This window comes from Stenotrophomonas sp. YJH_SMC_110, assembly GCF_059369255.1.
The window spans coordinates 325,916-345,990 of the sequence record NZ_JCAFSM010000002.1; the positions used below are offsets into that span (position 1 = coordinate 325,916).

General features: G+C 67.2%; 19 protein-coding genes. 9 read left to right on the plus strand and 10 right to left on the minus strand.

Annotated features, from left to right (window positions below):
- Positions 1-2: 2 nt before the first annotated feature.
- Genes AC5P6H_RS06160 through ccmA form a run of 6 tightly spaced genes read right to left on the minus strand, consistent with a single transcriptional unit; the run spans position 3 to position 4,926 of the window.
- A complete protein-coding gene (locus tag AC5P6H_RS06160) occupies positions 3-1,922 on the minus strand; it encodes a heme lyase CcmF/NrfE family subunit (RefSeq protein WP_495202393.1) in 1,920 nt (639 codons plus the stop codon).
- Positions 1,923-2,384 carry a cytochrome c maturation protein CcmE gene (ccmE, locus tag AC5P6H_RS06165; RefSeq protein ID WP_075076334.1) on the minus strand — a complete coding sequence of 154 codons (462 nt, stop codon included), beginning with the start codon at positions 2,382-2,384 and terminating at the stop codon, positions 1,923-1,925.
- The gene (gene ccmD, locus AC5P6H_RS06170; RefSeq protein WP_005410342.1) at positions 2,381-2,569 is read right to left on the minus strand and encodes a heme exporter protein CcmD; all 189 of its coding nucleotides are present in this window, start codon (positions 2,567-2,569) and stop codon (positions 2,381-2,383) included. The genes ccmE and ccmD overlap by 4 nt, the downstream gene beginning before the upstream one ends.
- The gene (ccmC, locus tag AC5P6H_RS06175) at positions 2,566-3,336 is read right to left on the minus strand and encodes a heme ABC transporter permease CcmC (protein ID WP_032960090.1); all 771 of its coding nucleotides are present in this window, start codon (positions 3,334-3,336) and stop codon (positions 2,566-2,568) included. Before ccmC ends, ccmD begins: the two co-directional genes overlap by 4 nt.
- Positions 3,337-3,379: 43 nt before the next feature.
- A complete protein-coding gene (ccmB, locus tag AC5P6H_RS06180; protein ID WP_014647762.1) occupies positions 3,380-4,075 on the minus strand; it encodes a heme exporter protein CcmB in 696 nt (231 codons plus the stop codon).
- Positions 4,072-4,926, minus strand: a complete 855-nt coding sequence (ccmA, locus tag AC5P6H_RS06185) for a heme ABC exporter ATP-binding protein CcmA (protein ID WP_495202394.1) — start codon at positions 4,924-4,926, stop codon at positions 4,072-4,074. Before ccmA ends, ccmB begins: the two co-directional genes overlap by 4 nt.
- Here ccmA and AC5P6H_RS06190 point away from each other — a divergent pair.
- The 3 genes from AC5P6H_RS06190 (at position 4,880) to AC5P6H_RS06200 (ending at position 7,395) form a co-directional block, all read left to right on the plus strand.
- Complete coding sequence (locus AC5P6H_RS06190; protein ID WP_032960092.1) at positions 4,880-6,028, plus strand: pyridoxal phosphate-dependent aminotransferase; 1,149 nt, start codon at positions 4,880-4,882, stop codon at positions 6,026-6,028. The genes ccmA and AC5P6H_RS06190 overlap by 47 nt on opposite strands.
- A 14-nt stretch (positions 6,029-6,042) precedes the next feature.
- A complete protein-coding gene (locus AC5P6H_RS06195; RefSeq protein ID WP_241887527.1) occupies positions 6,043-6,849 on the plus strand; it encodes an amidohydrolase in 807 nt (268 codons plus the stop codon).
- A 111-nt stretch (positions 6,850-6,960) separates the two neighbouring features.
- Positions 6,961-7,395 carry a hypothetical protein gene (locus AC5P6H_RS06200; RefSeq protein WP_241887528.1) on the plus strand — a complete coding sequence of 145 codons (435 nt, stop codon included), beginning with the start codon at positions 6,961-6,963 and terminating at the stop codon, positions 7,393-7,395.
- Here AC5P6H_RS06200 and AC5P6H_RS06205 read toward each other — a convergent pair.
- Complete coding sequence (locus AC5P6H_RS06205) at positions 7,382-8,512, minus strand: MFS transporter (RefSeq protein ID WP_495202395.1); 1,131 nt, start codon at positions 8,510-8,512, stop codon at positions 7,382-7,384. The two genes, AC5P6H_RS06200 and AC5P6H_RS06205, sit on opposite strands and share 14 nt — an antisense overlap.
- A gap of 90 nt (positions 8,513-8,602) precedes the next feature.
- Between AC5P6H_RS06205 and AC5P6H_RS06210 the strand changes: the two genes are divergently transcribed.
- Positions 8,603-9,391 (plus strand): AraC family transcriptional regulator, encoded by a 789-nt coding sequence (locus AC5P6H_RS06210; protein ID WP_049442508.1) that lies wholly within the window; start codon positions 8,603-8,605, stop codon positions 9,389-9,391.
- A gap of 115 nt (positions 9,392-9,506) precedes the next feature.
- On the opposite strand, the gene AC5P6H_RS06215 is transcribed toward AC5P6H_RS06210, so the two are convergent.
- From AC5P6H_RS06215 to AC5P6H_RS06225, 3 genes are read right to left on the minus strand one after another with little or no spacing between them, the layout of a single operon-like run.
- Positions 9,507-11,144, minus strand: a complete 1,638-nt coding sequence (locus AC5P6H_RS06215; protein ID WP_495202396.1) for a pseudouridine synthase — start codon at positions 11,142-11,144, stop codon at positions 9,507-9,509.
- Positions 11,137-12,012 (minus strand): SMC-Scp complex subunit ScpB, encoded by an 876-nt coding sequence (scpB, locus tag AC5P6H_RS06220; protein ID WP_053495349.1) that lies wholly within the window; start codon positions 12,010-12,012, stop codon positions 11,137-11,139. Before scpB ends, AC5P6H_RS06215 begins: the two co-directional genes overlap by 8 nt.
- A gap of 13 nt (positions 12,013-12,025) precedes the next feature.
- The gene (locus tag AC5P6H_RS06225) at positions 12,026-12,934 is read right to left on the minus strand and encodes a segregation and condensation protein A (RefSeq protein WP_014647754.1); all 909 of its coding nucleotides are present in this window, start codon (positions 12,932-12,934) and stop codon (positions 12,026-12,028) included.
- A 375-nt stretch (positions 12,935-13,309) separates the two neighbouring features.
- On the opposite strand from AC5P6H_RS06225, the gene AC5P6H_RS06230 reads away from it, so the two are divergent.
- The 5 genes from AC5P6H_RS06230 to AC5P6H_RS06250 all read left to right on the plus strand — a co-directional run bounded on the left by AC5P6H_RS06230 (position 13,310) and on the right by AC5P6H_RS06250 (position 20,074).
- Entirely contained in the window at positions 13,310-13,609 is a 300-nt protein-coding gene (locus AC5P6H_RS06230) for a YciI family protein (protein WP_014037825.1), read from the plus strand.
- Entirely contained in the window at positions 13,606-13,881 is a 276-nt protein-coding gene (locus tag AC5P6H_RS06235; RefSeq protein WP_014647753.1) for a BolA family protein, read from the plus strand. Before AC5P6H_RS06230 ends, AC5P6H_RS06235 begins: the two co-directional genes overlap by 4 nt.
- A gap of 148 nt (positions 13,882-14,029) precedes the next feature.
- Positions 14,030-15,067 (plus strand): LacI family DNA-binding transcriptional regulator, encoded by a 1,038-nt coding sequence (locus tag AC5P6H_RS06240; protein ID WP_014647752.1) that lies wholly within the window; start codon positions 14,030-14,032, stop codon positions 15,065-15,067.
- A 78-nt stretch (positions 15,068-15,145) separates the two neighbouring features.
- Positions 15,146-18,226 carry a TonB-dependent receptor gene (locus AC5P6H_RS06245; protein WP_046431674.1) on the plus strand — a complete coding sequence of 1,027 codons (3,081 nt, stop codon included), beginning with the start codon at positions 15,146-15,148 and terminating at the stop codon, positions 18,224-18,226.
- A gap of 243 nt (positions 18,227-18,469) precedes the next feature.
- Positions 18,470-20,074 (plus strand): glucoamylase family protein, encoded by a 1,605-nt coding sequence (locus AC5P6H_RS06250; protein ID WP_014647750.1) that lies wholly within the window; start codon positions 18,470-18,472, stop codon positions 20,072-20,074.
- The last annotated feature ends 1 nt before the right edge of the window (position 20,075 follow it).

A 20,075-nucleotide genomic window follows, 5' to 3' on the forward strand; every position in this document is an offset into this window, starting at 1 on the left:
TCCTACGGACGACGGAAACGGCGATCGGCGGCGGTGATGAATCCGCCCAGGGCCATCAACAGCGCGCCCAGCCAGATCCAGCGCACGTAAGGCTTGATGTGCACCCGGACCGCCCATGCATTGTTGCCCAGCGGCTCGCCCAATGCCACGTAGACGTCACCATTGAAGCGTGCATCGATGCCGGCCTCGGTCATCACCTGGCCGCCGCTGGCGTACTGGCGCTTCTCCGGGTGCAGCAGGGCCAGCTCGCGGCCGTTGCGGAACACGCGCAGGTGGCCGCGGTCGGCGATGAAGTTGGGGCCTTCGCGATGGTCCACGCCTTCGAAGCGCACTTCGTGGCGACCGACCACCAGCTGCTGGCCCGGTGCCAGCGCCACTTCGCGCTGCACGTTCAGCGCCTCCACCAGCAGCGCGCCGGCCACGAACACGGCAATGCCGGCGTGGGCGACGATCATGCCGAGCATTTCGGCGGTGAAGCGACCATTGCCGCGCAGGCGCTGCCAGACGAAGCGTGCGGTGCCGAGCGCGACCCAGGCCGCAGCGGCCACGCCGATGCCGGCCTTCCAGCCGTTCTGCGGCGCCTGCCACCAGGCCAGCGCGCCCAGCAGCAGCGCCAGGCCCAGCCACGGTGCCAGCAGCGCGAAGGCGCGCGAGGGCTGGTCACGCTGCCATTTCACCAGCGGGCCGAACGGCAGCAACAGGATCATCGGCGCCATCAGCAGCAGGAACAGGCTGCCGAAGTAGGGCGGGCCGACCGAGATCTTGCCCAGCGACAGCGCATCGGCCAGCAGTGGGTACAGCGTGCCGAGCAGTACCATCGCGCAGGCGGTGGCCAGCAGCAGGTTGTTGGCCAGCAGCAGGGTCTCGCGCGAGGTGGCGGTGAAGCCACGGCGTGGGTCCTCGGCGTCCACGCTCAGCTGGCTGGCACGCAGCGCGTACAGCAGCAGGCTGCCACCGACCAGCACCGACAGGAACACCAGGATGAACAAGCCGCGCGAGGGATCGGCGGCGAACGAATGCACGCTGGTCAGCACGCCGGAGCGCACCAGGAACGTGCCCAGCAGCGACAGCGCGAAGGCGGCGATCGCCAGCAGCAGGGTCCAGCTGCCGAAGGTGCCGCGCTTTTCAGTGACGGCCTGCGAATGGATCAATGCCGCACCGACCAGCCACGGCATGAAGCTGGCGTTCTCCACCGGGTCCCAGAACCACCAGCCGCCCCAGCCCAGCTCGTAATAGGCCCACCAGCTGCCCAGCGCGATGCCCAGGGTCAAAAAGCCCCAGGCGACGTTGGTCCATGGCCGCGTCCAGCGCAGCCAGCGTGCGTCCACGCGGCCTTCCAGCAGTGCGGCAACCGCGAAGGCGAACGGCACCGCGAAGCCGACATAGCCCAGGTACAGCATGGGCGGATGGATGATCAGCCCCGGGTCCTGCAGCAGCGGATTGAGGTCGCGGCCTTCCAGCGGTGCCGGGTTCAAGCGCAGGAACGGGTTGGAGGTGAAGATCAGGAAGGCGAGGAAGCCGACGCTGACCACGCCCATCACCGCCAGCACGCGCGCCTGCACCGGTGCCGGCAAGTGCCGCGAGAACAGCGCCACCGCGCCGGTCCACAGCGCCAGCACCAGCGCCCACATCAGCAGCGAGCCCTCGTGCGCGCCCCAGACCGCCGAGTAGCGGTAGACCATCGGCAGCAGCGTATTGGAGTTCTCGGCCACGTAGCGCACCGAGAAGTCCTGCTGCACGAACGCGGCGGTCAGTACCGCGAACGCGCCGGCGACCAGCAGCAGCTGCGCGAACGCGGCAGGTCGTGCCACCGCCATCCACGCCGTATTGTTGCGCTGCGCACCGACCAGCGGCAGGCCGGCCTGCAGCAGCGAGGCCAGCAACGCGCACAGCAGCAGGATCTGACCCAGTTCGGGCAGCACTCAGCGCACCTCGGGTGCCGTCATCGGCACGTCGTGCTTGCGATGGGCGTCGCCCATCTTGTCGGCCACTTCCTTCGGCACGTACTTCTCATCGTGCTTGGCCAGCACCTCGTCGGCGACGAAGGTGCCGTCCTGCAGGCGGCCGCTGGCGACCACCGCCGTGCCTTCGGCGAACATGTCCGGCAGGATCCGCGACGTGGTCACCGCCAGCTGCGCGTCGCCGTCGGTCACCTCGAAGCGCGCCTCCAGCGAGCCGACCGGTCGGTTGAAGGAACCTTTCACCACCATGCCACCGAGGCGGAAGCGCGACTGTGCATCGACATCGCCGCGCAGCACTTCCGAGGGCGTGTACAGGTAGGCGATGTTGCGCTCCAGTGCCATCGCCACCAGTGCGGTGGCCAGGCCGGAGGCGAGCAGGGCCAGCAGCACCCACACCAGGCGGCGGCGCTGTACCGGGGTCATCGTTCCAGCTCCGTCGACAACGGCGCCGCTGCGTCTTGCCTGCCGGCGCGGGTCTGCTGGCGCTGCTGGCGGGCCAGTGCCAGCCGGCGCGCCACGCGCAGGCGCAGCCACGAACCGATGGCATCGGCGCCGAGCACCAGCACGAACACCGCGTAGGCACCGATCACATAGGGCAGGTGGGTCATGGCTGGGCCTCCCGGGCCGGGCGTCCGGCATCGACGCGGCCGCCGACCCAGGCCTTGCCGGCCTCGCGGTCGAGATTGTCGGCGCGGGCCTTGGCCAGCACCGAACCGGCGAACCAGAACTTGGTGCCGATCACCATCCACCACAGCGGCGCGATCATCGCGCTGCTGATCGCCGATTCACCGAATACGTTGATCGACTGGCGCTGGTGCAGGCCGCCCCACCAGTCCACCGAGTAGCGGATCACCGGCAGCAGGCTGACACCGACGATGGCCAGCAGGCCGGCCGCACGTGCGGCGCTGCGGCGGTCCTCGATGGCGTGGTACAGGCCGATCACGCCCAGGTACAGGAACAGCAGTACCAGTTCGCTGGTCATGCGCGGGTCCCAGTCCCACCAGGTGCCCCAGGTGCCCTTGCCCCAGATGCTGCCGGTCAACAGGGTGATCAGGGTGAAGCCGGCGCCCATCGGCGCGCAGGCCATGGCCAGGATCTCGCAGACCTTGATCCGCCAGACCAGTGCGATGGCCGCATACAGCGCCATCAGCGCGAAGACGAACAGGCTCATCCAGGCACTGGGCACGTGGATGTAGAGGATGCGGAAGCTGTCCAGCTGCTTGGCTTCCGGTGGCACCACCAGCAGCGCCTGCCACATGCCGACCAGCAGCACCGGCACCGCCGCGAGGTAGAACACCCGCGACCAGCGGGCAGCGAAACGGTCGAACGTGGGGGGCGAACCGAGTTGGTGGAACCAGCGGACAATCGGATTCATGCGTGGCGGCTATCCAGCAGGGGTGGATTGGCTCTCAGCTCGGTCAACTCAGAGAAATACGTATTGCAGCGGCAGTGGCCAGCGGCGCCAGCACCAGCGCGACCAGCAGGCCGGCGCCCAGCATCAGCAGCGCACCGACCGGATCCTGTCCGCGTCCGGCTGCCGCCAGGCTGCCTGCGCCGAACACCAGCACCGGCACGTACAGCGGCAACGACAGCAGCGCCACGAGAATACCAGAGCGTCGGATGCCTACGGTCAGCGCGGCGACCACGCCACCGATCAGGCTCAGCAACGGCGTGCCCAGCAGCAACGATGCCAGCAACATCGGCAGCTGGTCATGCGGCAGATGCAGCATTTCGGCCAGCAGCGGGCTGACCACGATCAGCGGCAGCGCAGTGGTGGCCCAATGCAGCAGCACGCGCACCAGCACCAGCCAGGCCAGCGGCACCGGCGCCAGCAGCCATTGTTCCAGCGAGCCATCCTCGGCGTCGGAGCGGAACAGCGAATCCAGCGACAGCTGTCCGGCCAGCAGCACGGCCAGCCACAGCACTGCACCGGCGGTGGCGGCCAACAGCTGTGGTTCGCGGCCCTGGGCCAGGGCGAACAGCACCACCACCAGCACCGCGAACAGCAGCGGTTGCAGCGCATCGCCGCGGCGGCGCCAGAGCAGGCGCAGGTCGCGCCTGAGCAGGGCGCCTGCGGTCTGCCACAGGCCCGGTTCGGTGCCCGGCGCGATCACGCGGCACCGCCGAGGTCGAGCTGGCGGGTGCGCACCGGCGGTGCGGCATAGGCACCGTGGGTGGTGACCAGCGCAGCGCCACCGGCGCGCAGGTGCGCCGAAATCATCCGGTTGACCAGGGTGATGCCCTCCAGGTCGAGGTTGGCATAGGGTTCGTCCAGCAGCCACAACGGTGCCGGCGACAGCCAGATGCGCGCCAGTGCCAGCCGCCGCTTCTGTCCGGCCGACAGATGCCGTACCAGGGTGTCCTCATAACCGGCCAGGCCGACGATGGCCAGCGCGTTGCCAGGCATCTGCCGCGCACGCCGTCCGTGCAGGCCGCACAGGAAATGCAGGTTTTCCAGCGTGCCGAGGTCCGGTTTCAGCGCTGGCAGGTGGCTGAGGTAGGCGACATAGCGCGCGCGCTCGGCATTGCTGGCCGGCTTGCCGTCGATCCGCACCTGGCCGGCACCGGGCCGGGCCAGGCCGGCCAGCACGCGCAGCAGGGTGGTCTTGCCGGCGCCATTGCCGCCCTGCACCAGCAGGGCTTCGCCGGCGTCCACATGGAAGTCCAGCGGGCCGAACACCGGCTCGTCATTGCGGGAGAAGCTCAGGCCGCTGGCAGCCAGCAATGCAGGGGTGTTCAAGGGGCAAAGGTCTTCATGCCGGAGTGCGGCGGCAATTGTAGCGGTGAATGCCGATGGCAGTGCCGGCCGCTGGCCGGCAATTTCGCCATCTGCCAGCCGAGGTTGCCGGCCGGCGGCCGGCACTACCGACGCGCGGATTGCGTAAACTCGCAGGTCTGTTCCCCCACAGCCCAGGCCGATGCAACCCACCACCAAGCTGCCCAAGGTCGGTACCACGATCTTCACCGTGATGTCCCAGCTCGCCGCCGAACACGGCGCGGTCAACCTGGGCCAGGGTTTCCCGGACTTTTCGGCGCCGCAGCGCCTGATCGACGAGACCGCCAGGGCGATGGCCGCCGGGCTGAACCAGTACCCGCCGATGACCGGCGTGGCGCCGCTGCGCCAGGCCATCGCACAGAAGGTGCTGGACTGCTACGGCGCGCAGGTCGATGCGGACAGCGAGATCACCGTCACCAGCGGTGGCACCGAGGCCATCTTCAACGCCATCCACGCCGTGGTGCGTGCCGGCGAGGAAGTGATCGTGCTGGACCCGGCGTATGACTGCTACGAACCGGCGATCGACCTGGCCGGAGCCAGGGCCGTACATGTGTCGCTCGATCCGCAGACGTTCGCGGTCGATTGGGACCGCGTGCGCGCAGCGATCACCCCGCGCACCCGCATGCTGATCGTCAACACCCCGCACAATCCGTCCGGTGCGATGCTGTCGGCGCAGGACATGCAGGCGCTGGCCGAACTGCTGCGCGGCACGCAGATCTACCTGATCTCCGATGAGGTGTACGAACACATCATCTACGACGGCCGCCGCCATGAATCGGCGCTGCGCTACCCGGAACTGCGCGAGCGCGCGTTCGTCATCTCCAGCTTCGGCAAGACCTACCACTGCACCGGCTGGAAGATCGGCTATGCGATCGCCCCGCCGGCGCTGACCGCCGAGTTCCGCAAGGTGCACCAGTACAACACCTTCACCAGCTTCGGCCCGGCGCAGCATGGCTTCGCCGCGATGATCCGCGACGAACCCGAACACCACCTGGAACTGGGCGCGTTCTACCAGGCCAAGCGCGACCGCTTCCGTGAGCAGCTGGCCGGCACCCGCCTGAAAGCGCTGCCGGTCCCGGGTGGCTACTTCCAGCTGGTCGACTATTCGGCGATCAGCGACCTGCCGGACCATGAGTTCGTGAAGTGGCTGACCATCGAGAAGGGCGTCACCGCCATTCCGCTGTCGCCGTTCTATGAGACTCCGCCGGCCGGCCAGCGCCTGGTGCGCCTGTGCTTTGCCAAGAACGAAGCGACCATGGACGCGGCGATCGAACGCCTGCGCCTGCTGTGAGCGGAGACACGGACATGCAGGACCTGCGCATTTCCCTCGTCCAGGGCGACACCCGCTGGCATGACCCGGCCGGCAACCGCGCCTACTACGGCGCGCTGCTGGCACCGCTGGCCGGCACCACCGACCTGGTGATCCTGCCGGAGACCTTCACCAGTGGCTTCTCCAACGAGGCCATTGCCCAGGCCGAAGGCATGGACGGCCCGACCGTGGCCTGGGTGCGCGAACAGGCCCAGGCCCTGAACGCGGCGGTGATCGGCAGCGTGCAGCTGCGCGAGGGCAACGGCGTCTACAACCGCCTGCTGTTCGCAACGCCAGAGGGCGGCCTGCAGTACTACGACAAGCGCCACCTGTTCCGTTACGGCGGTGAGCACGAGCGCTATGCCGCCGGCCGTGAGCGCCTGAGCGTGGAATGGAAGGGCTGGCGGATCAATCCGCAGGTCTGCTACGACCTGCGCTTCCCGGTGTTCTGCCGCAACCGCTACAACGTCGAACGCCCGCAGCAGCTGGATTTCGACCTGCAGATCTTCGTCGCCAACTGGCCGTCGGCGCGCGCCTATGCATGGAAGACCCTGCTGCGTGCGCGGGCGATCGAGAACCTGTGCTTCGTGGCGGCGGTGAACCGCGTCGGCGTGGACGGCAACCAGCTGCACTACGCCGGCGACAGCGCGGTGATCGACTTCCTCGGCCAGCCGCAGGTGGAGATCCGCGAACGCGAACAGGTGGTGACCACCACCATTTCGGCCGAAGCACTGGCTGCACATCGCGCGCGTTTCCCGGCGATGCTCGATGCTGATGCCTTCCATCTGGACGAGCAGGCCTGAAACAGCACGACGGCGGCTGAATGCCTGCCACGCAGCGCGCGCGCCTGCATCCAACGTGCACGCGCGCGCTGCTAGATTCGCCGGCAGTCCGACCGAACTGGAAGTCCTGCCATGAACAAGCCCTTCGCCCTGCTGCTGGCCCTGTCCGCTGCCACGCTGGCCCCGGCCGCGCACGCCGCCGGCAACCTCGATTGCCAGCTGCGCTACAACCTGTCCGGCTGGTCACTGATCTACAAGACCGCTTCCGGCAACGGCACGGTCAGCTGCAGCAACGGCACCAGCCTGCCGGTGCGTATCGAAGTGAAGGGCGGCGGCCTGACCGTGGGCAAGTCGAAGATCACCAATGGCCGTGGCAGCTTCACCGGCGCCGTCAGCGTCGACGAGCTGCTGGGCACCTACGCCTCGGTTGGCGCGCATGCGGGTGCCGTGAAGTCCAGCAACGCGCAGGTGATGACCAAGGGCGACATCTCGCTGGCCCTGTCCGGCACCGGCAAGGGCTGGGATCTGGGCGTGGACGGCGCCGCCTTCACCATCAGCCGGCGCTGAGCCGTGCCGGCCGCTGCAGCCACAGGGCAAGCACGCCGCACACGATGAGTGTCGGCGCCAGCAGTTGCAGTGCGCCGACCACGGCCATCGCCACGCCGATCAACAGGTAGTAGAGCAGGCCGAACAGGGCGCCGGCGCTGCCCAGGCAGTGCGGGTATCCGCGCAGGGCCTGGCCCAGCACATTGGGAATGGCCAGGCCGAACCCGGCCACCACCGGTACCATCGCCGCGACCAGTGCCGGCTGATTGTGCAGCAAGGCAGCCAACAGGCCACCGGCCAGCACCAGCCCTGCGGCGAGCCGGATGCGCGTGGCGGAGGTAACGCCTGCGCGCAGCAGGCGAGCATTGCCCCATGCACCCAGCGCCGAGCCGAGCGCCAGCAGCGCGCCGCTGGCACCGAACCAGGCCAGCGGCCAGTGCAGGCGTTCGAATACGAACGGGCCCAGCGCGTACCAGCTGTACATCGCCACGTTGAACGCCATCACCAGCAGCGCCTGTGACCACATCCAGCGATCACGCAGCAGTTGCCACAACAGTGGCAGCATGGGGGTGTGCGCGACTTCCGCAGGGCGGCTCTCGCGCAGGCCCGTTGCGCATCCGAGCATCAGCAGGCTGACCATCAGCAGCAGGCCGGCCTGCACGCCGGCATAGCCATGGCTGTCCACCAGCAGCACACCCAGTGCCAGCCCGATCGCCGGGCTCAAGGCCAGCGCCATGGCGATCCACGAGAACGCCTGCGCCAACGCCGGACCCTTCAGGTGATCGCGCAGTACGGTCTGGGTTACCACCGAGGCCGCCGCCGCACCCAGTGCGGCCAGTGCCTGGGCCAGCAGGACCTGGCCGAACGTGCTGGCCAGCAGGCCGCCGCAGGCAGCCAGTACGAACACGGCCAGGCCGCAGAGCAGGGCAGGGCGACGACCGACATGGTCGGCCAGCCGCCCCCATAGCAGGACACCGGCGGCAAAACCGAACAGGTACAGGCTCATGGCCTGGCTGGCGGCGCCGGGGGGCAGTGCGAAGCGCCCGGCGAGGTCGGCCAGGGCCGGGCTGTACAGGGTCTGCGCCAACTGGGGGAACATCAGCAGCGCGATGGTGAGCAACAACAGGCGACGCGACATGCGGGTGCTCCGCAAACAGGGCCGCGTATTGTGGTGGCCGGCGTAGTGGCGCACTCTGTCGGTCCGGCCAGGAAATGGATGAAATCGGACATGGCGTGGCTGCAACCGGATGCGCACTTCGATGCGGATGCCTGGAGCGCACCGGTGCTGGGCATCGCGTCGTCGCTGGCCGATCATGATTCGGGTTGGCACCAGCACGCGCGCGCGCAGTTGCTGTACACCCGGCGGGGCTGCACGCGGCTGACCTTCGGCGACCGCATCAGCCTGCTGCCGCCCTCGCGCGCGGCATGGATTCCCGGCGGCCTGCGCCATCGCGCACAGATGCGCCAGGCCGTGGACTACCGCTCGCTGTATTTCGATGCCACGTTGTCGGCACGGCTGCCGCAGCAGCCGGCGATCATCGGCGTCGGCCCCCTGCTGCAGGCATTGCTGGAACCGATCGCGCAGGCGCCGTTCGACCATGACTGGCGGGCGCCGCGCGCGCACCATCAATTGGCGTTGTGCGTGCTGGAGATCGCCGCCGCACCGGTGGCGCCGATGGACCTGCCGCTGCCACGCGATCCACGCATCGCGCGCTGCCTGCCGCCGGCCGAGCAGCTGCCGCCTGAACTGGGTGAGCTCGCTGCGCGTGCGGGCCTGAGCATGCGCACGGTCGGCCGGTTGATGCAACGCGACACCGGCATGGGCTACCAGGCCTGGCGCCAGCAATGGCGCCTGATGCGCGCCATGGAGCTGCTGCTGCTTGGCCATCGCATCGGGCACGTTGCGCAGGACACTGGTTTTTCCGCCGAGAGTCCGTTCATCGCCTTTTTCCGCAGCATGACCGGCACCACGCCCGCCGCGTTCCAGCGCCACGCAAAAGGGGACGGAGGGGATTAAGTCGCTTTCGCCCTTCGACGCACAGCGTGGCGAAAACGACTTAATCCCCTCCGTCCCCTTTTCAAAGAAAAACCCCGGCCGGAGCCGGGGTTCTGCATTTCAACGTGGCTGCCGATCAGCCGCCGCGCGGGCCGCTGCGGCGCGGGCCGCCGGGACCGCGGTTGCCACCGGGGCCGCCCGGGCCTCGGTTGCCACCCGGACCACCGGGACCACGGTTACCACCCGGGCCACGGTTGTTGCCACCGCCCGGACCGCGACCGCCCGGACGGGCGCCCTGTGCAGGCTTCGGGCTGCCATACGGGTTGAAGCCCGGCGTGGCGTGGTCGGACGGGAAGCTCGGGGCGTTGCCCGGATGGCCGTACGGGTGCTTGTTGCCCTGGCCCTGCGAGCGGTTGCCGCCACCGGCCGGACGCCCCTGGCCGCCTGCGCCGCCACGGCCTTCGCCGCCGAAACCGCCACGGCCCTGGCCGCCACCGGCGCCTGCGCCCGGGCCCTTCGGCTTGCCGTACGGACGGCCCTGGCCGCCTGCACCCGGACCACGGGCACCGGGGCCGCGTGCGCCCGGGCCGGCGTTGCGATGGCCGCTCGGGCCGGTGCTCACGCCATCCGGCACGTACCAGGTGCGGAACGCGGCCGGATTGCCTTCCGGCAGCGAACGATCATTCTTCTGGGCGCGCTGCTTGAACGGCTTCTGCGACTGCTTGGCTGCCGCTTCACCGCTGACCGTCAGGCCGCCCTTGAAGCCGCCACCCTTGCCGCCGCGACCACGGCCGCGGTCTTCGCGGACGTTGTCGAAACGACGCAGCTCGCGGCCTTCGTCGGCGGTGTTGTGGCCGTTGACGTAGGCGTTGCCACGGCCACCTTCGCGCACGCGCACGGTGGTCTTGGCCGCGCGGCGCTGGCCGATCACCGGCTGCAGCGTCAGTGCCGACGGTGCGCCTTCTTCCAGCTTCAGCTGGGCGCGCAGGGCTTCAACCTGCGTGGTGCCCAGTTCCACCGAATGGCCACGGGCCAGTTCGCGCGGCAGGCTCACCTTGCCATAGCGGGTGCGCTTCAGGCGGCTGACCTGGCAGCCCTGCGACTCCCACAGCCGGCGCACTTCGCGGTTGCGGCCTTCCTTTACCACGACGCGGAACCAGTCGTGCGAATCGGTGCCGCCGATGCGTTCGATCTCATCGAACTTGGCCGGGCCGTCTTCCAGCGCGACGCCACGGGTGAGGCGGTCGACGATGGCGTCAGAGACCTTTTCCTCGCCTTCCGGCGCACGCACGCGCACCACGTACTCGCGCTCGACCTCGAACGACGGGTGCATCATGGCGTTGGCCAGCTCACCGTCGGTGGTGGCCAGCAGCAGGCCGGTGGTGTTGATGTCCAGGCGGCCGATGGCGATCCAGCGCGCGCCCTTCAGCGGCGGCAGCGACTCGAACACGGTCGGGCGGCCTTCCGGATCATCGCGGGTGGTCACTTCGCCTTCCGGCTTGTTGTAGACCAGCACGCGCGACGGCTCGGCCAGGGCGGTGGCGACGAAGCCGCGGCCATCCAGTTCGATCTTGTCGCCGCTCTTGACCGACATGCCGGTCTGCGCGACTTCGCCGTTGACCTTGACCAGGCCTTCGGCGATGCGCTGTTCCAGCGCGCGGCGCGAGCCGAGGCCGGCCTGGGCGAGCACCTTGTGCAGGCGTTCTTCCAGCTTGAACTGTTCGGAGGTGGCTTCGCGCTTCAGCGAGAGCTTGTTACGGGGGGTGTCACTCATCAGTTTTGCTCCGGCCGACGGTTTCGAGGTCGGCCTCTGGTTCGGAATCGGCTTGGTCAACAGCCACGGTCGTCATCGCGACGGCGTTGTCTTCGCGTTCGTTCAGGGGCACCGCGCGCTCGCCCGGCGCGGAATCGGGGTGCCCATCATCGAGGGGCGAAGGTGCTTGCTCATCGGTGGCCGACGCAGGGGCTGCGTCGGCGGAATCGGGGGTGTCACTGCCGGCCAGGCCGGCATCATCGTTCGCGGCAGCGCCATCGGCGCCGGCCGAGATGTCCGGACCCTCGGCACCGGCGACGGCCGGCGCATCGCGGTCCAGGGCAAGCTGCGGTTCCAGCTCGCCCAGGTCCTTCAGCTCCGACAGCGGCGGCAGTTCGTCCAGCCGCTTCAGCCCGAAGTAGTCCAGGAAGCCCTTGGTGGTGCCGAACAGCGCCGGTTTGCCGGGCACGTCGCGGTGGCCGACCACGCGGATCCACTCGCGTTCTTCCAGCGCCTGGATGATGTTGCTGCTGACCGCCACGCCGCGCACCTGTTCGATCTCGCCGCGGGTGATCGGCTGCCGGTAGGCGATCAGCGCCAGGGTTTCCAGGGTGGCACGGGTGTAGCGGGTCTTGCGTTCGGTCCACAGCCGGCTGATCCAGCCATGCACTTCGCCAGTGACCTGGTAGCGGAAGCCGGAGGCGACCTCGACCAGTTCCACGCCGCGGCCTTCGCAGGCCTCGCGCAGGCGTTCCAGCGCACGTTCGATGCTGCCCGGCGGTGCCGGTTCCTCTTCCGGGAACAGGTCCTTCAGCTGGGCCAGGGTGAGCGGCTGGCTGGAAGCCAGCAGGGCACCCTCGACAATGCGGTTGATCAGCGATTGATCCATCGGCAGTCAGCGCTCACTCGTCTGCATTGGCGTCGTCGTCGTTGTCGTCGAACTCGCTGCTGAACTGCAGCGGGGCATTGGTGTTGCCGGCCGCCAGCGACTTCACGTAGATCGGCGCCAGCGGTTCTTCCTGGACGATGTCCAGCAGCTGTTCCTTGGCCAGCTCCAGCACCGCCAGGAACGTGACCAGCACGCCCAGCTTGCCTTCTTCGGCGGTGAACAGCCCTTCAAAACGATAGAACTTGCCATCTTCCAGGCGTCCAAGCACTTCGCCCATGCGTTGCCGCACGCTCAGTGCCTCACGCTTGATGGCGTGGCCGCTGAACAGCTCGGCGCGCTTGAGCACGTCGTGCAGGGCCAGCAGCATTTCCTTCAGGTCCACCGGCGGCGGCAGCTTCACCGTGGCACGTTCGGGCATGAAGGCATGTGCCACGGTGGTATCGCGGTCCTGGCGGGGCAGGGCGTCGATGTTCTCGGCGGCCTGCTTGAAGCGTTCGTACTCCTGCAGCCGGCGCACCAGTTCGGCGCGCGGGTCGGCTTCATCGCCTTCCTCGCTGACCGGGCGCGGCAGCAGCATCCGCGACTTCACCTCGGCCAGGATCGCGGCCATCACCAGGTATTCGGCCGCCAGCTCGAAGCGCAGCTCGCGCATCACGGTGATGTACTCCACGTACTGCCGGGTGATCTCGGCAACGGGAATGTCCAGTACATCCAGGTTCTGGCGGCGGATCAGGTACAGCAGCAGGTCCAGCGGGCCTTCAAAGGCATCCAGGATGACTTCCAGCGCGTCCGGCGGGATGTACAGGTCCTGCGGAATCTGCAGGACCGGTTGCCCATGCACCACGGCCAGCGGCATTTCCTGCTGCTGGGGGGCGGGCGGCCGGGTTGGCGGGTTCGCGTCGAGCGCGAGTTCGGAAGTCATCTAATGGAGATCAGGATTGCAACGGACCAGTCGCGGCACCGGGTTCGCCGGGCCAACGCCACGGAGCCCCAAGGCGCCAGACACGCCGGGATCGGCGCGATTCCACACATATCAAACAGCGGGACGCGCCGCGGTAAACGGCAGCGACAGAACTACGGGGAGGTCGTCTACGTGGCCCGGCCGGGTGGTCCGGTTTGAAGCAGCGGGACGGTCGTCGGGGGCTGCGTTGGCCGCAAAAACCGACGGGCCGCTGCATCCAGCCACGTGCAATGGAGTCTAGGGTAAGCCTTTGCCGCGCCAGTGTCCAGCCGGACCGGGGCGGGGGCTGCATTGGCTAGAATCTGCGGACCCGACAACGCAAGCGAGGAAATGCCGGTGTGGTATGTGATCGAAGGGTATGACGGCCAGGATGTGCTGGCGCAGCGGCTGCAGGCGCGGCCGGAACACCTGGCGCGGCTGCACGCGCTGCGCGACGAGGGACGCCTGCTGCTGGCCGGCCCGTGCCCGGCGGTGGACAGTGAAGACCCGGGCCCGGCCGGTTTCAGCGGCTCGGTGGTGATCGCGCAGTTCGAGTCGTTGCCGCAGGCCCAGGCCTGGGCCGATGCCGACCCGTACGTGGCTGCCGGCGTCTACACCCGCGTGCAGGTACGCCCGTTCCGCAAGGTCCTGCCGTGAACGCGGAACGGATCGAGCGGATCCGTGATGCGCTGCAGCAGGCGCTGGCACCCAGCGTGCTCGAGATCGAGGATGACAGCCATCGCCATGCCGGCCATGCCGGCGCGCGCGACGGGCGCGGCCATTTCAACGTCCATGTGGTGAGTGAACGCTTCGCCGGACTGGCTCCGTTGGCCCGGCATCGCGCGGTCTATGCCGCACTGGGGTCGATGATGGACACCGATATCCACGCGCTGTCCATCCGCGCACATACCCCGTCAGAACAGGGCTGAGCCCTTGTCCCGCACTGTCCTGGCGGGTCCGCAAGGGCCTGGCCACGGACAGGTTTTCATGTCCATTTCGGGACATTCGCCTAACGGACTGTTTACAAGCCCAGATGGAAACGCTTACATTCCGCGCCAATGCTGGTAGGTCCAAGCCGTGGAGGGCGGCTTCGTGAACAAGGCAGCTATCACAATCAAAGACGTCGCACGCGAAGCCCGGGTCTCCGTGGCCACGGTTTCCCGCGCGCTCAACGGGCATGAAAATGTCGCCGAACCGGTCCGCCAGCTTGTGCTGGAGGTGGCCGCACGGCTGCGTTACACCCCGCATGCCGCCGCCCGCAGCCTGAGCAGCCGCCGCACCAATACGGTGGGCGTGGTGCTGCCTGACCTGTACGGCGAATTCTTCTCCGAACTGATGCGCGGCATCGACGGCGTGGCCCGCAACCGCCGCCAGCACCTGCTGGTGTCCAGCTACCACGGCGACCAGGAACAGCAGGGCGCCGCCCTGCGTGCCATGCGCGGCCGCGTCGACGGCCTGCTGGTGCTCTCGCCCTATGCCGAGAGCCCGGGCTTCCTGACCGACAACCTGCCGCAGTCGCTGCCGACGGTGTTGATCAACACCTATCTGCCCGGGCAGGACCATCCGGTGCTGAGCATCGACGACCACGCCGGTGCGATGGCGATGACCCGCCACCTGCTGGACGCCGGCCACCGCCGCATTGCCTTCATTTCTGGCCCGGACCTCAACTTCGACGCGCGCGAGCGCCTGCGCGGCTTCCGTGACGCGCTGGTGGCGTTTGGCAGTGGCGCCGAAGGCATCGAGCTGCCCGGTGATTTCGACGAAGCTTCCGGCCATCGCGCCGGTCAGGAGTTGCTGGCAGCCGGAGCGCTGCCCGATGCCGTGTTCGCCGCCAACGACATGATGGCCCTGGGCTGCCTGTATGCGTTCACGCAGGCTGGTGTCCGTGTGCCGGCCGATGTTGCCCTGGCAGGTTTCGATGACATTCCACTGGCGCGTTTCGTCCACCCGTCGCTGACCACCATGCAGGTCAGCATCGCCGAGCTCGGCGACCGGGCCATGACGCGTCTGATGCAGTTGATGGACGGCACCTCCACGGATGGGACAGGGGACAAGCAGACCCTGGTTCCCCGCTTGATAGTTCGCGATTCCACCACTCCGCCATCCGGCCATTGAAGCCAGAGGCGTTCCTTCTTTTTTTTGACTGATCGCAGGGACCGCGCAAGCGGTTACCGCCACCCGGAGATTGAGTTGATGATGCATACCACCTTCCGCATGCCGGCGCGCCGGCTGCTGAGCACCGCACTGGTCAGCTGCCTGATGCTGGCCGCCGCCCCCAACGTCATGGCGCAGTCGGCCAACGCCAGCCTGCGCGGCCAGGTTGCCGGCGCCCAGGCAGGTACCGAAGTGACCGCCACCAACGTGGCCACCGGTACCGTCCGCCGTGGCACCATCCGCGCCGACGGCAGCTACTCGCTGATGGGCCTGGACCCGGGTACCTATGACGTGGTCGCCAACGGCCAGACCCAGAAGGTCACCGTCACCGTGGCCTCGACCGCGACGCTGAACTTTGCCGGTGCCGCCAGCAGCACCCCCGGTTCGACCGCGGCCACCAACCTGGACACCGTCAACGTCGTCGCGCCGACCCTGCTGCAGGAAGTGCGCACCTCCGAAGTCGGCAAGACCGTCAGCCTGCAGCAGATCCAGACCACCCCGCAGGTGTCGCGCAACTTCCTGGAGTTCGCCGACGCGGTGCCGGGCATGATCTTCACCCGTGACGCCAAGGGCAACACCTCGCTGCGCGGCGGTGCGACCAACGCCGACGGCACCAACGTGTACATTGACGGTGTGGGCCAGAAGAGCTACGTCAAGGGCGGCGGCGTGGCCGGCCAGTCCGGCAGCGCAGGCAACCCGTTCCCGCAGCTGGCCATCGGCGAATACAAGGTCATCAGCGGCAACTACAAGGCCGAGTACGGCCAGGTGTCCAGCGCCGCGATCACCGCTGCGACCAAGTCGGGTACAAACGAGTTCAAGGGCGAGACCTTCTATCGTTACACCAACGACAGTATGCGTGCGATGACCCCGGCCGAACGCCAGCCGGGAAAGAGCAAGGAAGAATCGGCGGAGAAGGAATACGGCTTCGCGCTGGGCGGCCCGATCATCAAGGACAAGGCCCACTTCTTCGTGACCTACGAAGCCAAGCGTTTCGATCTGCCAGTGACCATTGCCCCGAATGGCGCGGTCACCAGTGCTGCCTCGCAGCTGCCGGCGGCGGCCGCCGCCGGCCTGGGCCCGGCCAGCCAGCCGTTCAAGCAGGACCTGATCTTCGCCAAGATCGACGTCGAGCCGACCGACAACGACCGCATCGAGTTCACAGTCCAGGATCGTGACGAGAATCAGCAGCAGTTCAGTGACCAGACCTCCAAGGAGCATGGCAAGGTCACTGACAACACAGACCGTCGTTTCGCGCTGCGCTGGAATCACAGCGGTGAGCGCTTCTACAACGAGCTGATGGTCACCCACGAGAAGTCGTTCAACAACCCGCTGCCGCTGACCCTGGGCAACGGCTACGTGTACACCGCGCCGGACGGCCGTGACATCGACGGCAACACCCCGCAGGAACGCACCATTGTGGAAATCGGTGGTGCCAGCGCCTTCGCCTCGCAGGTGAAGGGCCAGAAGGGCTGGTCGATCGAAGACAACCTGACCCTGGACGGCTTGGAGTGGGCTGGCGACCACACCATCAAGATGGGCGCCAAGTACAAGAAGATCAATCTGTACGCCTCCGACGCGCAGCAGATCAACCCGCAGTTCTACTACACCGTGGGCAACCCGGAATTTGGCATTGATACGCCGTACAAGGCGCAGTTCACCAAGCCGATTACTGGTGTCAGTGGCGTGTTGCCGGAAGTACGCTCGAAGACCACGCAGATTGGCTTGTTCATTCAGGACGATTGGCAGGTCAACGACCACCTGCAGTTGAACCTTGGCCTGCGTTGGGACTACGAGAAGAACCCGACCTACCTGGACTTCGTGACCCCGCCGGAAGTGGTCAGCGCGCTCAATGCGCAGGATCCGCATGGACCGGCCGGGCAGAGCTACGCGCAGACGCTCGCGTTGAGCGGCCTGAACATCAACGACTACATCAGCAACGGCCACAACCGCAAGGCATTCAAGGATGCCTGGCAGCCGCGGCTGGGCTTCTCGTATGACATCAATGCCGACGAGCAGCATGTGATCCATGGTGGCGCCGGTCGTTCCTACGACCGTGATCTTTTCGACTACCTGGCGTTGGAAACCACCAAGCTGGCCCTGCCGCAGCCGACCGTGTACTTCCGCGACCCGCGCAGCGGAGCCTGCCTGTACGGGCAGAACCCGTGCTTCGATTGGAACCCGAACCTGCTCAATGGCATCGGCAACGTGCAGGCCCTGCTGGGCAGTACCAGCAACGAAGGCCTGGAAGTGGACCTGCTCAACAACAACTTGAAGGTGCCCTACGCGGACCAGTTCAGCCTGGGCATGAGCAACCAGATCGGGGAGTGGCTGACCGACGCCACCATCTCGCGCACGCTGACCTATGATGGCTTCGCCTACACCCTGGGCAATCGCTTCCGCAACGGCAACTTCTTCGACAACCAGATGCTGTGTGGTGCCGAAAAGCCAACCTACGGCCAACCGTGGGGTTGCAACATCCCCGGCTTCGGCAGCCTGATCATTGGCCAGCAGGGCATCAAGACCCGCGCTACCCAGATCCTCCTGTCTGCGCAGAAGCCGTACACCAAGGAAAGTGGCTGGGGTACCTCGATCGCCTATACCTGGACCACTGCGCGCCACAACCGCAACATCGACGAGCACTACTCGTTCGATCGCGGCACCATCGGCGAATACCCATACATCAAGTCCAACGGCGCGCCGCGCCACCGTCTGGTGGTCACGGGCTCCTACGATGGCTTCTGGGGCATCACCTTCGGTGGCAAGCTGACCTTGGCCACCCCGGTGGCGGGCAACGACTGGTCCTGCGTGGCACAGGCCGGCAACCCGAACTGCCTGCCGACCCCGGCCGCCGGCTACCCGGGGGGCAACGGCCGCTTCCTGCTCGGCGGCAAGATCTTCGGCTACCGGTCGCTTGACCTGCAGGCGACCAAGACCTTCAAGCTGGCCGGCGATACCGAGTTGTATGCGCGTATCGACATCATCAACGTGCTCAACTTCGACAACTTCTCCAACCTGAACTACGTGAAGAGCGACGGCAAGCTGCTGGTGAGCTACAACGAGACCGGCGACATCGTCGGTACGCCGCGCCAGGTCAAGGCCGAAGTGGGCTTCCGCTTCTAAGCCCGGGCGGTGATGCATGACCCGATGCCGCCGGCTCGCTGGCGGCATCGGTGAAAACGGCAATGGCCGGCCCCGTGCCGGTCCATTGCCCACGCCGCTGCCGGCCAGGGGGCAGCGGCGTGGGCAATGATCGCGGTGTCAGGCCACGTTTTTCGTGGTTTTTTAAGCACACACCTTGTAAACGATTTCAGATCATTGGACGGTATGCTTTCCCATCGATCAGACCACCGGAGGAACCGCGCCATGCAGGCACGCCATCTGTTGTCCGCCGCAGCGCTGAGCCTGGCCGTGGCCGCCTGCCAGCCGGCCCAGCAGGAACCTGCCAAACCGCGCCCGCCGGTGATCCTGATCGAGGCCGATGCACCGCCTCGGCCCATGAAGCCTGAGCTGCCGCCGCTGTTCGATGACATCGAGCGCCGCACCTTCCAGTTCTTCTGGGATACCACCAACGAGGTCAACGGGCTGACCCCGGACCGCTACCCGTCGCGGCCGTTCGCCAGCATCGCCTCGGTCGGCTTCGCGCTGACCGCCTATCCGATCGGCATCGAGAACGGCTGGGTCAGCCGCAACCAGGCGATCGACCGCACGCTGACCACGCTGAAGTTCTTCCGCGACGTGCCGATGGGCCCGCAGCGCACCGGCAAGGCCGGTTACAAGGGCTTCTACTACCACTTCCTGGACATGCAGGAAGGCCGTCGCTACGACAGCTGGGTCGAGCTGTCATCGGTGGATACCGCGCTGCTGATGATGGGCGTGCTGTTCGCGCAGTCGTACTACGACGGTGATGATCCGCGCGAGAAGGAAATCCGCCAGATCGCCGATACGTTGTACAAGAAGGTCGACTGGCCGTGGCTGCAGCAGCGTGCACCGCTGATCTCGATGGGCTGGTTCCCGGAGAGCGGTTTCATCGACCACGACTGGATGGGCTACAACGAGGCGATGATGGTGTACATCCTCGCCCTGGGCTCGCCGACGCACCCGGTCAGCCCGGACGCGTGGACGGTGTGGACGCGTACCTACGACAACGACTGGGGCGTCTACCAGGGCCAGGAATACCTGTCCTTCGGCCCGCTGTTCGGCCACCAGTACAGCCACGTCTGGATCGACTTCCGCGACATCCAGGACGCTTACATGCGCGAGCGCGGCAGCACCTATTTCCTCAACAGCCGGTCGGCCGCGCTGGCCCAGCGCGAATATGCCATCGCCAACCCGATGCAGTGGAAGGAGTATGGCGAGAACGTGTGGGGCCTGACCGCCAGCGATGGTCCGCAGAACACCACGCAGGAGTACCGCGGCGAGCAGCGCCAGTTCCGCCACTACTCCTCGCGCGGCGCCGGCCTGCGCGAGAACTTTGATGACGGCACCATCGCCCCGACCGCTGCGATCGCCTCGGTGGTGTTCGCCCCCGAGCAGGTGATCCCGGCCACGCTGGAGATGCACAAGCGCTTTGGCGACTACATCTATTCCAGCTACGGCTTCCTGGATTCGTTCAACCCCAGCTTCAACTACGACATCCCGATCAAGACCGGTCGTCTGGTTCCCGATCGCGGCTGGGTCGCCAGCGACTACATCGCCATCGACCAGGGCCCGATCCTGACCATGATCGCCAATTACCGCGATGACTTCGTCTGGGAAGTGATGAAGAAGAACCCGTACATCCGCAAGGGCCTGGAGCGGGCCGGGTTCAGCGGTGGCTGGCTGGCGCCGGAAGGCTCGTTCCAGCCGCTGGAACTGCAGAAAGACGAAAAGGCCGCGGCAGCACGCGCGGTGGGTATCGCCGAATCACGCGCGGCTGCCGCGCAGGAACAGAAGAACAATGCCAACCGCACCACAGGCCAGGGCAAGTAGC